This is a genomic window from Tardiphaga sp. 862_B3_N4_1, from assembly GCF_051811085.1.
Lineage (GTDB): Bacteria > Pseudomonadota > Alphaproteobacteria > Rhizobiales > Xanthobacteraceae > Tardiphaga > Tardiphaga robiniae.
Genome location: NZ_JBPWQB010000001.1, coordinates 3,152,584 through 3,166,475, shown reverse-complemented (window position 1 = coordinate 3,166,475; position 13,892 = coordinate 3,152,584). Strand labels below are relative to the sequence as shown.

Here is a 13,892-nt window from a genome sequence, read left to right as displayed (position 1 = left end):
ATGGCGGGTCGCTGGCTGATCCTCGCCGATGATCTCACCGGTGCAGCGGACTGCGCCATCGCCTTCGGTCGCCGGGGCCTTGCGGCTGCCGTGACTTGGGGCGACGTCGCAAGCGCCGGGGATCGCCAGCATCCGGTTATCTCCTATGATGCAGCGAGCCGCGGCCTCACGGCCGAGGCCGCTGCGCGTCGGCACGCCGACGTGTTGCAACAGTTGATGGAGCCGGATCGGCTCCTGTTCAAGAAGATCGACTCCACGCTGCGCGGTCAGCCAGCTTCCGAGACGGCGGCTGCGCTGGCGCATCTCAAAGCGCAGTCGGGTTCGGCCTTCGGCATCTTCGCGCCGGCCTTTCCCGCGACGAACCGCACCACGATCAATGGCCGCGTCGTCGTCAATGGTCGTCCGCTTGAGGAAGCCGAGGTCTGGAAGCGCGATCACACCTACGATAATGCCGACATCGCTGATGTATTGGCATCGGCTGGTATTCGCAGCGAGAAGGTGTTGCTCGAAATCATCCGCGGTGGGCATCTCGAGACTCACCTTGCGCGTATCGCGTCCGGCGACAGCGTCGTTGCGATCTGCGATGCGGAGACCGAGCACGATCTGCATCTGATCGCCGAAGCCAGCCTGAAGATTTCACCGGCGACAGTGTTCATCGGCAGCGCGGGCCTTGCGCACGCGCTGGCTGCGCTTGATGACACCAGTGCTGCCGAGAAGCTGGAAATTCCACCCAGCACATATGGCACATTGATCGTTGTCGGCTCGCTCGCCGGTGCGTCGCGCTCCGCAGCGCGCAAGCTGGTCGCCAGCGGCACCGTCACGCATCTGCCTGTCACACCTGAAGTCTTGCTTGGCGACAAGGCAGGGCAGGCGGCGTTGGCCGCGCGCGTGACCGAAGGCTTGATCGCAGGCGGCGATGTCCTGGTCGAGATCGTGATGGATGACAATCCGAAAATGTCGCTCGGCCCGCAGCTCGCGCAGAATCTTGCCGATGCGCTGATGCCCGTGGCGTCCAGCATCGGCGCCTTTGCGGCCACCGGTGGCGAGACTGCCGCGGCGCTGCTGTCGCGGTTCGGTGTCAACGGAATCCGTCTGGCCGACGAGATCGAGCCCGGCGTTTCGCTCGGGCTTACGCTCGGCGCATTGTCCGTGCCGATCGCCACCAAGGCCGGCGCCTTTGGCGACGAGAACAGCCTGATCAAAATTCGCGAACGTCTTCACACCGTCCGAACTCAAGGAAGCTTCACATGACCCGTCCGACCATTGCGATCACCATGGGCGATCCCGCAGGCATCGGCCCCGAAGTGATCATGAAAGCCTTCGCGCATCCGGAAATGCTCGCGATGTGCAATCCGCTAGTGATCGGCGATGCCAATCGCCTGCGCAAGGCCGGCGAGATCGTCGGCGCCAGGATCGGCGTCGACTCGCTCAGCGATGCAAAGGCTGCGAATTTCGCCTCCGGCGCGGTGCAGTGCGTGGATTTGAAGATCGTGCCCGAAGACCTGCCGTTCGGGCAGAACTCCCCGATCGCAGGCGAGGCGGCCTACCGCTTCATCGAGAAGGCCGTCGAGATCGTTCAGGCCGGCATCGCCCAAGGTATCTGCACCGCACCGCTCTCCAAGGAAGCGCTGCATGCGGCTGGCCACAAATATCCTGGACATACCGAACTGCTCGCGCATCTGACGGGCACGCCTGAAGTGTCGATGATGCTGGTGTCGCCAAAGCTGCGCGTGATTCATGTCACGACGCATATCGGCCTGATCGATGCCATCAAGAAGATCGAGCCCGGCCTGGTCGAGCGCGTCATCACGCGTGGCCATGAAGTGCTGGTCAAGGCCGGCATCAAGAATCCGAAGATCGGCGTTTGCGCGATCAATCCGCATGCCGGCGAGAACGGCCTGTTTGGCTACGGCGAGGAAGCCGAGAAGATCACGCCGGCCGTCGAAGTCTGCCAGAAGAAGGGCTGGGACGTGCGCGGTCCGCTGCCGGCCGACACGCTGTTCTTCCTCGCAGGGCGCGGCGACTACGACATGGTGGTCGCGATGTATCACGATCAGGGCCATGGCCCGATCAAGGTGCTGGGCCTGGAATCCGGCGTGAACATCACGGTCGGCCTTCCTGTCATCCGTACCTCGGTCGATCACGGCACCGCCTTCGACATCGCCGGCAAGGGTATCGCCGACGAGCGCAGCCTTCTCGAGGCCTTGCGGCAGGCGGTGGATCTCGCACCGGGATCCAGGGCGGCCTGACAATCTCCGTCATGCCCGGCCTTGTGCCGGGCATCCACGTCTTGTTACTTCGAAGACGTGGACGGCCGGGACGTCAAGCGAAGCTCGCTTCGCGCTGCCCGGCCATGACGAAACGCTGGTAAATACCAGCTTGATTGGCTGAGGTTCGATGTCGATGCGCAATAAGGAACGTCGCTCACGCCTGTTGGACGCCCTGAACGCCGGCGAGATCGATGTCGACGATCTCGCACGGCGCTTTGGTGTGTCCGGGTCCACCGTGCGGCGCGACCTGCAGCATCTCTCGAAGAACAACGCGGTGCGCCGCACTTACGGTGGCGCGATTCTCACCGGCCATGTCGCAGAGACCACACTCGACCAGCGCTTCTCGGTCCAGGGCAAGGAGAAGCAGGCCATCGCGCGGGCCGCGATCGACCTGATCGAGGACGGCGACACGCTGATCCTCGATGCGGGATCGACGGTCGCCGCTTTCGGCAAGCTGCTGCTGCAGCGCCGCCTGCGCATCATCACCAACAATATCGCGCTGCTGCCGTTTCTCGCCAAGGCGCCTTCCATCGAACTCGTGGTGCTGGGCGGCGCGCTGCGCTCGACCAGCATGAGCACCATGGGACCTCTGGCCAGTGAGGGACTGCGGCGTCTCACCGCCGACCGCGCCATCATGAGCGCCGACGGTGTCGTGAGCGGTCGCGGGTTGTGCGAGGCCGACCTCGATCAGGTCGCCTTGAAGTCCCTGATGATGCAGCAGGCCAAGGAGGTCATCGTGCTCGCCGACGCCGGCAAGCTCGGCCGCGCCGAACAGGACGCCTGGGCGCCGTTCCCGCCGCGCTGGACGCTGGTGACGGGCGCTGGCGCCTCGGCGGAGCAGCGCAAGCTGATGGAGCATGCAGGGGCGCATATCGTCGTGGCGGGGGCGTAGCGGGACTTTATGCGTGTTCTGGCGCCAGGCGGATATGGGATCGACTTGCGGCGAAAACCGGCTAAGTAGGTGCCAGCGCGGACGTGGCGGAACTGGTAGACGCAAGGGACTTAAAATCCCTCGATGGCAACGTCGTGCGGGTTCGATTCCCGCCGTCCGCACCAGCCTTCAGGGGAACTTCAGCCTCAATCCGGCCACCGGCGGCTGCTTTACGCAACGTCAATCCTGCCCGGCTAGAAAGTCCCGATGATCGTTTGTCCTTCCCGTTCCCGCCTGCCGATGCGCGCTGCTGCGATGGCGTCATTGCTCGTTCTGGCCGGCTATCTCGGCGGCTGCGCCAGCATGGGCGATGGCATGGTGTCGGGCGCTTTCGTCGATCCTGCGAAATATGACCTTTATGATTGCCCGCAGCTTGAGACCGAGCGCAAGACGCTTGCGACGCGGACGGCCGAATTGCAGGGGCTGATCGACAAGGCGCAGACCGGCACGGGTGGAGCGGTGGTCAGCGAACTCGCTTATCGCAACGATTACATCTCCACGCGGGCGCAGGCCAAGCTGGCGGAAGAGAACTGGCAGAAGAGCAAGTGTGTGGCCAGTCCGCCGAAAGCGCCGGCAGCGTCAGAACCCATTACGCCGCGCAAGCGCGCTGGCGCCCGCTCCTGAGCCTGTCAGGATCAGAGTTTCCAGTCATAGATCCAATCCTGCCGCGCCTGTAGACGCTCTGCACCGAGCGCGCGCATGGCGAGGTCGCGCGCCAGCGCCATGGGGCCACGCAGATGATAAATCTGGCCGGATTGCCGGGCGGTGCGCTGTATCAGGCCGACGCGTGGCTGGCGTAGCGCGGCGTAGCGCGCCAATGCGGGCGCGATCGCTGCGGCATCGTGGCCAGCGGCGGCAAGGCACTCCGCCAGCACCGCCGCATCCTCGATGGCCATGCCCGCGCCTTGCGCGGCGAAAGGCAGCATCGCATGGGCGGCATCGCCGAGCAGCGCCACGGATCCCTCGTGCCACATGCCGCCGTCCGGCATCGTGAACAGCGGCCAGCGCCGCCAGTTATCGACGCTCTCGATCATGGCGCGTGCATTGGCGGGCCAGCGCGACGCTGCAAAATGTTGGCGGATCTCGCTGGCGTCGCCGATGTCGCTGCTGCCCAGCTGCATCGCGGCGCCGGGCATGATGGCGACCATGTTGATCCGCTCGCCCGATGACACCGGATAGACAACGAGATGGCCTTTCGGCCCCATCCAGAGCTGGACGCCATGGGGGACCAGGTCGCTTTTCAGCCGGCTCGTTTCCAGCGTCCCACGCCAGGCGATGAGACCGGAGAAGTGCGGCTGCGTTTCGGGAAACAGTTGCCGTCGCACGAAAGACCACGCGCCATCGGCGCCGATCAAGGCCAGCACCGACTCGCCGTTGACGATGATACCGGCGGGCGTGGCGCGGAGGTTGTCCACGGGACAACTGAGGCGCAGTTCAATGTCGGGATGCGCGATGACCGCGCCGAGCAATGCCGATTGCAGATCGGCGCGATGCACCAGCCAGTAGGGTGCGTCATCGCGGGCGCTGCCGAGTGGCAGGCGGATCACTTCGCCGCCGCTGCGCGCGGTCATGATGCTCACACTGGCCGGCGTCGCGACATGGGGCGCAAGGCGCGGTTGCAGGCCGAGGCCGATCAGGATGCGGGTCGCATTGGGCGAGAGCTGCAGTCCGGCGCCGGCTTCTTCGAGCCGCCCGGTCTTCTCACAGATGAGGACGCGAAAGCCCCGGGCGGCTAGCGCGAGTGCGGCCGTCAGTCCGCCGATGCCCGCACCAGCGATGACGATGGTGCGCGGCGCCGTCACGGCCGGAAATCAGGCAACCTTGTCTTTCACCACGCATTCCGGCGGACGTGACTGGCCGGCGCCGAGATCGGCGGCAAAGCGATACAGGGTCGAGCAATACGGGCAGATGATCTCGTTGTCGTTGCCGAGGTCGAGGAAGACATGCGGATGATCGAACGGCGGATTTGCACCCACGCACATGAATTCCTGCGAGCCGATCTCGATGATCGGAACGCCGGCGTCATTGTGAAAGTGCGGAACCACGTGGTCGGACATCTTCTCTACCTTTGCTCGCAACAGCCGCGGGCGTATGAGCCGGCGCGCCATTCAGTGCGGCGCACCATACTGGTCCGGAACCATGATTCCTAGACCGCGCAGGGGTCATTCATCCGTACAAATTCGACACAATTCGGGTGTCTCCGAATAGCCCTTCTTTCGTCGGGGCAGTTGTGTCCACGATGTGACGCACCATTTCTAAAGAGGTGCAAGGATAGGGTTTCCCGCCATGTGGTTCCGGCTCGACACAGCTTTGACGGGGGTAGCGGTCTGCGCGACCGCCGGCCTGCTGTTGCTGCCGCATGCGCGCGACGCCGGCGCCGTGCTCGCCGCGCAGGATGACCCCGTCGCTCTGGCCGATGCGCAACTCAGCTCTGCATTGCGGAAGGATCCCGCGGTGCTCGCCCGCAATATCGAGGACGCGCTCGCGGCCAGGGATGCCGACCTCGCCAAAAGCTTTGCTGATGTTGCGGCTGCCAGACATGTTCAACTGCCGGACGATCTCGCCAGGCGCGTGACCGAGGCGGTTGCGGACGAGAATTCCGCCTCCCATTTCGCCAGCCGCTTTGCGACTGGCTTTGTCACCGGCACTGCCGATGATGTCGGCAGCCTGTCCGGCACTGTCGCCGGCGATCTCTTTGTGTTCGGCGATATTCGCGACGTGGTGCGCGAAGGCAAGCACATGGCGATGGGTGAGGATACCGATCACCTCATTCTCGGCCTTGCTGCCGCAGGTCTCGCTGTGACCGCAGCGACCTATGTCAGCGTTGGCGGCGTCGCGCCGGTGCGCGCGGGCCTCACACTGGTGAAGGATGCGCGCAAGGTCGGGCGGATCGGCGAGGGACTCACCACCTGGGCGGCGCGCTCGGCGCGCGGCGTGGTGGACGGGCCGATGCTGCGCGCCGCGGTGGCCGATGCGTCGATCCTGCGGCCGGGGCAAACCATCACTGCGGTGAAGGCGGCGTTCCGCACCGAGAAGGCCGGCGGCATCGTGCGTCTCGCCGGGGATGTCGGTCGTGTCGGCGAGAAGGCCGGCACGCGCGGTGCACTCGATACGCTGCGTATCGCCCAGAGCCCGAAAGACGTCACGCGCGCGGCGCGACTCGCCGAAGTCAAAGGCGGTCAGACTCGCGCCATCATGAAGATGTTCGGCCGTGGTGCGCTGCTGCTGGCGGCGGGCGCATTCAATCTCTCGATGTGGGTGTTCTGGGCGCTGTTCGCGCTGCTCGGATTTGTCGTGTCGATCAAGGCAACCACGGAACGCATCACCTGGTCGTGGCTGCAGCGCTCCAAGGCCAGACGTGCGCGCCGCGAGCTTGCGGTACGGCAGGACGCTCTGCTGCAGGACATCTCACGCAAGGACGCATTACTCAGGGACATGGCTCTCCGCCATCCCGCGCCGGCTCACTCACTGGCGCCGGTGCTCGTCCACGGGTAAACTGAGCGCTTCCCATCACCACCATTCATTCTCTCAATCACCCCATCTCTCAATCGTAACGGAATTCTGGATGCCGAGCTTTCACAACGGCGCTGTCGAAATTGCTTATCTCGATGAAGGCGAGGGCGATCCGATCGTCCTCGTGCACGGCTTTGCGTCGAGCAAGAACGTCAACTGGGTCTATCCGACCTGGGTGTCGGAATTGAAGAAGCACAATCGCCGCGTCATTGCGCTCGACAATCGCGGCCATGGCGATTCCAGCAAGCTCTACGATTCCGAACAATACAGCATCGGCGCGATGGCCGCGGACGTGCGCGCGCTGCTCGCGCATCTCGGCATCGCGCGCACTGACATGATGGGCTATTCGATGGGCGCGCGCATCACTGCCTATATCGCCTACAGCCATCCGGAATTGATCCGCAGCGCGATCTTCGGCGGTCTCGGCATCGGCCTCATCAAGGGCGGCGGTCCCGGCGAGAATGTCGCCCTCGCGCTCGAGGCGGACTCGCTCGACGACGTCACCGATCCCGTCGGCCGCACCTTCCGCGCTTTCGCCGATCAGACCCGTTCGGACCGCCGCGCGCTCGCAGCCTGTCTGCGCGGCTCGCGTCGGCTGATGACGAATGAGGAAGCCGCCGCCATCAAGGTGCCGCTGCTGATCGCTGTGGGAACGACGGACGAGATCAGCGGCTCCGCACAGGAGTTGCAGAAGGTCATCGCCGGCTCCGAAGTGCTGGATATTCCGAACCGCGATCACATGCGGGCGGTCGGCGATCGCGTCTACAAGGAAGGTGTGCTGGATTTCCTGTCGCGCCGGCCGTGATGACAATTGGCGAGGGGCGCACCTTGTTTTGATCACATGAGCGCCCACTTCTGATGCACGCCCGGTTTGTGGGCGGACGGGGCTTTCACCGGAAACGCCTGCGTTTTCAACGTGTTGTCAGGCGATCGCCGGGTAAGCCGCCGTTCACGATGGCAGGAGCCGTGTCGCGACAGCGATGCGCCTTGTGCTATAATCGACGCCGTATTCAGGGAATTGCGAGTCCGCCATGGCCGTGCAGAGCATCAATCCGCAGAATTCAAAACTCGCAACGCTGGATCCGATCTGGGATCGCATCCGTTCCGAGGCGGAAGACATCGTCCATCGCGAGCCTGAACTCGCATCCTTCATCTATTCGACCGTGCTGCATCACAACCGTCTGGAAGATTCGGTGGTGCACCGCGTTGCTGAACGTCTCGATCACGCAGCGCTGTCCGGCGACCTGATCCGCCAGACCTTCGACGAAGCGCTGCGCGACGAGCCGGATCTTGGCAATGCGTTCCGCGCCGACCTCGTCGCCGTGTTCGACCGCGATCCCGCCACCACGCGCTTCATCGATCCGCTGCTGTACTTCAAGGGCTTCCACGCCATCCAGGCGCATCGTCTTGCGCATTGGCTCCACAAAAAGGGCCGCAAGGACTTTGCGTGGTATCTGCAGAGCCGCTCGTCGGCCGCCTTCCAGACCGACATCAATCCTGCCGCCAAGATCGGCCGCGGAATCTTTCTCGATCACGCGACCGGCTTTGTCGTTGGCGAGACCGCTGTGATCGAAGACGACGTGTCGATCCTGCACGGCGTGACGCTCGGCGGCACCGGCAAGGAAAACGAGGACCGCCATCCGAAGATTCGCCACGGCGTGCTGATCGGCGCCGGCGCCAAGATTCTCGGCAATATCGAGGTCGGCCATTGCGCGCGCATTGCCGCGGGTTCCGTTGTCGTCAAGCCAGTGCCGCACAACGTCACTGTGGCGGGCGTGCCGGCGAAGATCGTTGGCGAAGCCGGCTGTTCGGAGCCGTCGCGCACCATGAACCAGATGCTGAACGCGATCGGGCTCTGATTTTCAGGGGCTGAGACTTCTGGGCTTGCGATTTGCAAGCGCTGATATTGCACGCGTTTTCGTTCACTTGTGGGATGGCGTGATTTTTCGAGAAACGGCCTAGCCGTGGACGCCATCTCGCATTAAAGCTTCTCTCCATCAGCTCAACAGACATCAACTGCATTGGAGACACCTGTGGACGTTCAGGAAGTCAGAAAGCTCGACGCCTATCTCAAGCGCGTGTTCGGCAACCAGAAGCTCCGCGTAGTGCCGCGCCCGAAGAAGGACGACTCCGCCGAAGTCTATATCGGCGAAGAATTTATCGGCGTGCTGTTCGTCGATGACGAAGACGATGATCGCTCGTTCCAGTTCCAGATGGCGATCCTGGAAGAAGACCTCGTCGATAACGGCTGAGGAGGCACCTTGCCCCGCTTGCCGGCGGCGAGATCAGCGCAAGCACTGCGTGGGTCGTCGCGCTCTGTACATCACACGCTAGGCCGCGTTGTCCGGCGCGACCAGGCCGGCGGCGGTGGCAAGCCAGACCAGGTGCGCGTCGGTGCGCGCGCCGATCTTCGATTTGATCTGGTAGTGATAATTCTGCACGGTCTTGGTGCTCAGATTGAGCGACGTCGCGATCTGCTCCGTGGTCCAGCCTGACGCCACCAGCCGCAGGATTTCCGTTTCGCGCGGCCCGAGATCTTCCACCAGCGACCGTTCGTTGCCGAGCCGCTCGCTGGCGATTTCGCGCGCGATGTCTTCGCTCAATGCGCGTCCGCCGCGGGCGACGGTGGCGATGGCGCGCACCAGTTCGTGCGGCGCGCTGCTCTTTGTGATGTAGCCGCAGGCGCCCGCCTCGAACGCTTTCAGCGCGAACGCGGCGCTCGCATGCATGGTGAATACCAGCAGGCGCGCGGTGCGATCCCATTGCCGGATATGCCGGATCGCTTCCAGCCCGCCGGGGCCGGGCAGCGACAGATCCATGACCACCACGTCCGGGCGCTCTGCCTGATAGGCGCGATAGGCCGCAGCGGCATCCTCGGCCTCGGCGCTGACGCGAAAACCGACCTGCCGCTCCAGTAGCCGGCGATAGCCTTCGCGCACCACCGGATGGTCGTCGACCAGCAGGATGCTGACGGTGGTCATGCCGCGGCTTGTCGTGGCTGCAGCGGAATCACCGCGGCCACGCGGATACCGTGTGCCGCCGGGCCGATCGACAGGCTGCCGCCAAGCGCTGCGATGCGTTCGCGGATGCCGAGAATGCCGTGACCGGAGGCGGTGTGGGCCTGCGTGGCGTCGCCGCCGCCGTCATCCTCGACGCTGACGGCGATGGCGTCGCGGACCTCTTCCCCATGGTTGATGCGGAGATGGACGTGCTGCGGCTTGCCGTGGCGTGCGGCGTTGGTGAGGCACTCCTGCGCGATGCGGTAGATGTTGACGGCGGCTTCTGCGGGGACGGCGGTGAGATCGCCGGTTACGTCGAGATGAAACACGGCGCGTCGCGTCGTGCTCGCATTCCACTGCGCCACCAGTTGCACAAGGCTGGCCTGCAATCCCAGTTCCTCGAGATCCTGCGAGCGCAGCCGCGCCAGCGCGCTGCGCAGCGTCGTCATCATTTGGCCGGTGATGCGGGCGACGGCGCGGGCATCGTCGGCCAGATCGGGACGGGACGGCGTGGCGCCGGTCTCGATGGCTGCGGCGAGCGCCGCGGTGGCGGTGAGGCACTGGCCGAACTCGTCGTGCAGATCGCGCGCCAGTGCGCGGCGTTCTTCTTCCTGTACCTGAAACAGTCGCTTGGTCAGCGCGACGCGTTCGGCAGTGGTGGCCGCGAGACGGCCGGCGAGATCGTTGACGGCGCGGGCGATATGGCTGAATTCGGTGGCGCCGAAAGCGGGCAGGCGATGGCGGTGGTCACCATGTTCGAGGCGGCGCAGGCCGCGTACGATGCTCCGGGCCGGCATCAGCGCATGGCCGATCAGGAGAATCGCGAGCAGACTGATGCCCAGCGCCATCGCCGCGGCGATGCTGACCATCACGGTCACCTGCCGCCATGCCTGACGCACGGCGGCGGCGGGGTCGACACGGGCTTGCACCGTGCCTGCATCGCGCTGCCGCACGGTAAGCGGCCGCGTCTCCGTGGCATGTGGCCCGAACAGCGCGCCGTAGAGACTGACGAACCATGATGGCGCCGGGCTGCCGATGTCTTCGGTCTGGCTGCACAGGTCGAACGGCGGCGCGCTGCCGAGCCGGAAGTCAATGCACACGCCTGGCGCGATCACCTTCATGGTAGCAATGGATTTCCAGTCCGGCAGCGGCAGCAGTGCATCGCGGTAAGTGCCATCGCGCCACAGCAATTCGCGCCAGTACAGGTTCTGCAGGGTTGTCGCGACGCGGTCGGCGGAGGCGGCGGTGTCGGCCTCGATGGTGCGGTGCGCATCGACCAGAATCCATCCGATAGTACAGGCCAGACAGAGCAGCACCACGGCGACGAGACGAAGAACGAGATGTATCAGCAGGCGCATGATCGCATTCCCCGCGGTGAGACATTGATATTAAAGCGGCAGGCGCCGTGGTCTGGCAAGCGGTTCTGCATCGTTTAGGCAATTTGCCCGGTATGTGGCGGGTGCGATGCCCTTGGAGGCTCAGTCGTACAGGCGGCAGATTGAAGCTAATCGCCGATCGTGATCGGTGAAACAACCAGCAGGAGGGACATGTGGTGAGCCGGCATCATCTCGATCCGGCGGATCGCGCGCCGCTGCTGCACTGGTTGATCTTTACCGGGCTCTGTCTGTTCGCTGCGGTTCTGCTCTGGCACTATGGCCTGGTGCGGCAGATGCTTGCTGTCGATCGCACCTATATCTCGTCGGTGATCGTACTGCTCTATTTCGGTGCATCGCTGCATTGCCTGTGGCGCCTGATCGCAGTGTCGCGCGAAGCCGACGCGGCGCGGGGTGCAGCGGAGCTATTCGCGGAGGGCGGCCAACGCATCGTCGTGGCCGGCGACGGTGTCGCGATCGACGGCGTCGGTGCGTTACCGAAAGGCCTGATGGCGTCGCATATCCGCGACCTGGCCGTGAAGTCCGCACTGCAAAGCGGGCGACGGCTCGACCAGACGCTGCTGCTGCGTCGTCTCGCCGGAAATTTGCGCGGCTCGAACGGATTCGGCGGGTTTGCCGGCGACACGCTGATGAAACTCGGCCTGATCGGCACGATAGTTGGCTTCATCATGATGCTGGCGCCGATCGCCGGCCTCGACACCGGCAATCAGGGCGCCATCAAGGCCTCCATGAACCTGATGAGCGAGGGCATGGCGGTGGCGATGTATACCACGCTGGCGGGGCTGATCGGTTCGATCCTGATCCGCATCCAGTATTACATGCTGGAGGACGCAACCGCCAAACTGTTCGCCTTTGCCGTCGGCGTCATCGACGTCCACGCCGTGTCGCTGCTCGAACGTGAAGCGGAGCACGCGAAGTGATCGACGAGTTTGAATTCTCTGGCAAGGAAGCGCCGTTCGATCCGCTCGGCGTCATGCTGTTCAAGGCGCTGCAGGTGATCGCCTTCCTGTTCTTCATTGCGCTGCTGGCGATCAAGACCAAGGACGACGAAGGCAAGGTCGATCCCAAGCTGGAATTCATGATCACGGTGAGCTGGCCCGACAAGCACCCGGACGACATCGACATGTTCGTGCAGGACCCGCTCGGCAATATCGTGTGGTACCGGCGGCGTGAGACCGGCTTCATGGTGCTCGACCGCGATGATCGCGGCGGGCTCAACGATTTCATCATGGTCAATGGCCAGAAGGTGCTCTCGCCGATCCGGCAGGAGATCGTCAGCGTGCGCGGCATCGTGGCCGGCGAATACATCGTCAACATCTACCATTTCGCGGCGCTGACCGGACAGCCAGTGCCGGTGACGGTCAAGGTCGAGAAGTTGAATCCGAAAGTACAGGTGGTGCACTACGACACCGTCAATGTCGATCATGGCGGCGCCGAGACAACCGCGGTGCGCTTCATCATGGACAAGGCCGGCAACGTGACGGAGGTCAATCACGACCAGACATCGCTCGTGCGGATGCTGAACAAGCGGTACAGGGAGCGCAAGGCCGGATGAAGCGATGAGCCTGCAAGCCAGCATTCTCGGTCTGTCATTCGGCTACGCGCTGCTCGGCCTGTTGCTGTTGCTGGCGGTGGTGCGGACGCGGCTGCCGTGGCCGGTGAAGGCCGGCGCGGTGGCGGTGACTTCGGCGTTTTACGTGCTGGTGTTCTTCCGCACCCAGGGCCTGCTCGGCTGGTCGGCGGACGATCCGCTGCCGCCGAACTTCCAGTTGTTGTGGGTGCGCAGCGTCGAGCCCAACATCGCCCAGGGCGAGCCCGGTGCCATCCACATGTGGGTCGAGGCCCTCGACGACGACAATCTCCCGAGCGGGGCGCCGCGGGCCTATCGGCGGCCTTACTCCACCGCGCTCGCGCGCAAGGCCGAGCGTGCGCGCACTGAGATCGCCGCGGGTCATCCGCAAGGCGGGCGTGCCGCGCAATTCGGATCCGGCGAGGGCGAGTTGCCACCTGGTGGCCCGCCAGGTGCGCTGTTCGCCAGCGGGGAGCCGGGCGGCGATCCGTCCGGCGGTGGTCTGCTGGACCCCGCTTTCATGCGCGGCGACTCCCAGTCCATCACATTCGCCCCGCTGCCCGTGCCCGTCCTGCCAGCCAAAGATGTGCCGTAGCGGCGATGGCCATCGCGAACGTTAGCTTCGCTTGGGGTGGCGGGGAATCTCAGAGTGTTTTGCTCTAACGTCATTCCGGGGCTTTGTCCTTGCTCGTCATTCCGGGGCGCGGCCGGCACTTGCCGGACGCGAACCCGGAATCTCGTTGTGTTTTGCGCTGAACATGTCGGGATTCCGGGTTCACGTGCGCGAAGGCGCGCCCGCGCCCCGGAATGACGGAGCTGGGGCGGGGCAGCGCCCAAACATTTTTTCCTGCATTCTATTGACAATATACCTATAAGGATTATTGTCCGAATTGTCCGGTTCGCGAGGGGCGCTTCATGAGGCGTCTTGAAGCGGGATCTGGATTGCGGCGCCTGCGGGCGTGGGGTGACGTACCCCGCGCACTCGGGAGGCCTTGGGTCACCGTCCGGCCCCACTACGGGGGTCTGCCACTCATGCTGGCTGGACGTGGCATTGGTGAACGGCGGGAAACCGTCGGGATCAGCGGAGTGCGGAGCTCTGCGCCTTTGCCCGGAAGAACGGTCCCGGGGACAGAAATCGCCGCGGTGGCGCGCCGTGAGGCGTTGCGCGGTTGCAGCTTGCCGGCGTTCCGGTGGAGCGGATCGCGACAGAAACCA

General features: G+C 64.5%; 15 protein-coding genes and 1 tRNA gene. 12 read left to right on the top strand and 4 right to left on the bottom strand.

From position 1 onward, the window contains the following. From AB8B02_RS15150 to AB8B02_RS15130, 5 genes are all read left to right on the top strand, one after another. Positions 1-1,251 carry a four-carbon acid sugar kinase family protein gene (locus tag AB8B02_RS15150; protein ID WP_439064318.1) on the top strand — a complete coding sequence of 417 codons (1,251 nt, stop codon included), beginning with the start codon at positions 1-3 and terminating at the stop codon, positions 1,249-1,251. Further along, on the top strand, positions 1,248-2,249 hold the full coding sequence (pdxA, locus tag AB8B02_RS15145; protein WP_439064317.1) for a 4-hydroxythreonine-4-phosphate dehydrogenase PdxA: 1,002 nt from the start codon (positions 1,248-1,250) through the stop codon (positions 2,247-2,249). The genes AB8B02_RS15150 and pdxA overlap by 4 nt, the downstream gene beginning before the upstream one ends. Before the next feature lie 148 nt (positions 2,250-2,397). After that, complete coding sequence (locus tag AB8B02_RS15140) at positions 2,398-3,162, top strand: DeoR/GlpR family DNA-binding transcription regulator (RefSeq protein WP_439064316.1); 765 nt, start codon at positions 2,398-2,400, stop codon at positions 3,160-3,162. A gap of 77 nt (positions 3,163-3,239) precedes the next feature. Then, positions 3,240-3,326, top strand: a tRNA-Leu gene (locus AB8B02_RS15135). An 82-nt stretch (positions 3,327-3,408) separates the two neighbouring features. Next, positions 3,409-3,825 carry a twin-arginine translocation pathway signal gene (locus AB8B02_RS15130; RefSeq protein ID WP_244558362.1) on the top strand — a complete coding sequence of 139 codons (417 nt, stop codon included), beginning with the start codon at positions 3,409-3,411 and terminating at the stop codon, positions 3,823-3,825. An 11-nt stretch (positions 3,826-3,836) separates the two neighbouring features. On the opposite strand, the gene AB8B02_RS15125 is transcribed toward AB8B02_RS15130, so the two are convergent. Together AB8B02_RS15125 and AB8B02_RS15120 are read right to left on the bottom strand one after the other, a co-directional pair. Then, positions 3,837-5,003 (bottom strand): FAD-dependent monooxygenase, encoded by a 1,167-nt coding sequence (locus tag AB8B02_RS15125; RefSeq protein WP_439064315.1) that lies wholly within the window; start codon positions 5,001-5,003, stop codon positions 3,837-3,839. A 9-nt stretch (positions 5,004-5,012) separates the two neighbouring features. Then, entirely contained in the window at positions 5,013-5,258 is a 246-nt protein-coding gene (locus AB8B02_RS15120; RefSeq protein ID WP_089265655.1) for a zinc-finger domain-containing protein, read from the bottom strand. 229 nt (positions 5,259-5,487) lie between these two features. On the opposite strand from AB8B02_RS15120, the gene AB8B02_RS15115 reads away from it, so the two are divergent. The 4 genes from AB8B02_RS15115 (at position 5,488) to AB8B02_RS15100 (ending at position 8,966) form a co-directional block, all read left to right on the top strand. Then, a complete protein-coding gene (locus tag AB8B02_RS15115; RefSeq protein WP_439064314.1) occupies positions 5,488-6,696 on the top strand; it encodes a hypothetical protein in 1,209 nt (402 codons plus the stop codon). A gap of 70 nt (positions 6,697-6,766) precedes the next feature. Then, entirely contained in the window at positions 6,767-7,519 is a 753-nt protein-coding gene (locus AB8B02_RS15110; RefSeq protein ID WP_115029528.1) for an alpha/beta fold hydrolase, read from the top strand. Between the two features lie 226 nt (positions 7,520-7,745). Next, positions 7,746-8,573 carry a serine O-acetyltransferase gene (gene cysE, locus AB8B02_RS15105; protein ID WP_068736178.1) on the top strand — a complete coding sequence of 276 codons (828 nt, stop codon included), beginning with the start codon at positions 7,746-7,748 and terminating at the stop codon, positions 8,571-8,573. 174 nt (positions 8,574-8,747) lie between these two features. After that, entirely contained in the window at positions 8,748-8,966 is a 219-nt protein-coding gene (locus AB8B02_RS15100) for a DUF3126 family protein (protein WP_068736180.1), read from the top strand. A gap of 78 nt (positions 8,967-9,044) precedes the next feature. Here AB8B02_RS15100 and AB8B02_RS15095 read toward each other — a convergent pair whose 3' ends face one another. Together AB8B02_RS15095 and AB8B02_RS15090 are read right to left on the bottom strand one after the other, a co-directional pair. Then, positions 9,045-9,695, bottom strand: a complete 651-nt coding sequence (locus AB8B02_RS15095; RefSeq protein WP_439064313.1) for a response regulator — start codon at positions 9,693-9,695, stop codon at positions 9,045-9,047. Further along, the gene (locus tag AB8B02_RS15090; RefSeq protein WP_439064312.1) at positions 9,692-11,071 is read right to left on the bottom strand and encodes a histidine kinase; all 1,380 of its coding nucleotides are present in this window, start codon (positions 11,069-11,071) and stop codon (positions 9,692-9,694) included. The genes AB8B02_RS15095 and AB8B02_RS15090 overlap by 4 nt, the downstream gene beginning before the upstream one ends. A 194-nt stretch (positions 11,072-11,265) precedes the next feature. On the opposite strand from AB8B02_RS15090, the gene AB8B02_RS15085 reads away from it, so the two are divergent. Genes AB8B02_RS15085 through AB8B02_RS15075 form a run of 3 tightly spaced genes read left to right on the top strand, consistent with a single transcriptional unit; the run spans position 11,266 to position 13,272 of the window. After that, positions 11,266-12,027: a MotA/TolQ/ExbB proton channel family protein gene (locus tag AB8B02_RS15085; protein WP_244628575.1), complete on the top strand. Its 762-nt coding sequence runs from the start codon at positions 11,266-11,268 to the stop codon at positions 12,025-12,027. Then, on the top strand, positions 12,024-12,662 hold the full coding sequence (locus AB8B02_RS15080; RefSeq protein WP_439064311.1) for a hypothetical protein: 639 nt from the start codon (positions 12,024-12,026) through the stop codon (positions 12,660-12,662). The genes AB8B02_RS15085 and AB8B02_RS15080 overlap by 4 nt, the downstream gene beginning before the upstream one ends. A gap of 4 nt (positions 12,663-12,666) precedes the next feature. Then, a complete protein-coding gene (locus tag AB8B02_RS15075) occupies positions 12,667-13,272 on the top strand; it encodes a hypothetical protein (protein WP_175365772.1) in 606 nt (201 codons plus the stop codon). Positions 13,273-13,892: the final 620 nt, after the last annotated feature.

Excerpts from the sequence above, each read along its gene's own strand:
- AB8B02_RS15150 (WP_439064318.1), top strand. The coding sequence starts at position 1 with ATGGCGGGTCGCTGGCTGATCCTCGCCGATGATCTCACCGGTGCAGCG.
- pdxA (WP_439064317.1), top strand. The coding sequence starts at position 1,248 with ATGACCCGTCCGACCATTGCGATCACCATGGGCGATCCCGCAGGCATC.
- AB8B02_RS15140 (WP_439064316.1), top strand. The coding sequence starts at position 2,398 with ATGTCGATGCGCAATAAGGAACGTCGCTCACGCCTGTTGGACGCCCTG.
- AB8B02_RS15130 (WP_244558362.1), top strand. The coding sequence starts at position 3,409 with ATGATCGTTTGTCCTTCCCGTTCCCGCCTGCCGATGCGCGCTGCTGCG.
- AB8B02_RS15120 (WP_089265655.1), bottom strand. The coding sequence starts at position 5,258 with ATGTCCGACCACGTGGTTCCGCACTTTCACAATGACGCCGGCGTTCCG.
- AB8B02_RS15115 (WP_439064314.1), top strand. The coding sequence starts at position 5,488 with ATGTGGTTCCGGCTCGACACAGCTTTGACGGGGGTAGCGGTCTGCGCG.
- AB8B02_RS15110 (WP_115029528.1), top strand. The coding sequence starts at position 6,767 with ATGCCGAGCTTTCACAACGGCGCTGTCGAAATTGCTTATCTCGATGAA.
- cysE (WP_068736178.1), top strand. The coding sequence starts at position 7,746 with ATGGCCGTGCAGAGCATCAATCCGCAGAATTCAAAACTCGCAACGCTG.
- AB8B02_RS15095 (WP_439064313.1), bottom strand. The coding sequence starts at position 9,695 with ATGACCACCGTCAGCATCCTGCTGGTCGACGACCATCCGGTGGTGCGC.
- AB8B02_RS15090 (WP_439064312.1), bottom strand. The coding sequence starts at position 11,071 with ATGCGCCTGCTGATACATCTCGTTCTTCGTCTCGTCGCCGTGGTGCTG.
- AB8B02_RS15075 (WP_175365772.1), top strand. The coding sequence starts at position 12,667 with ATGAGCCTGCAAGCCAGCATTCTCGGTCTGTCATTCGGCTACGCGCTG.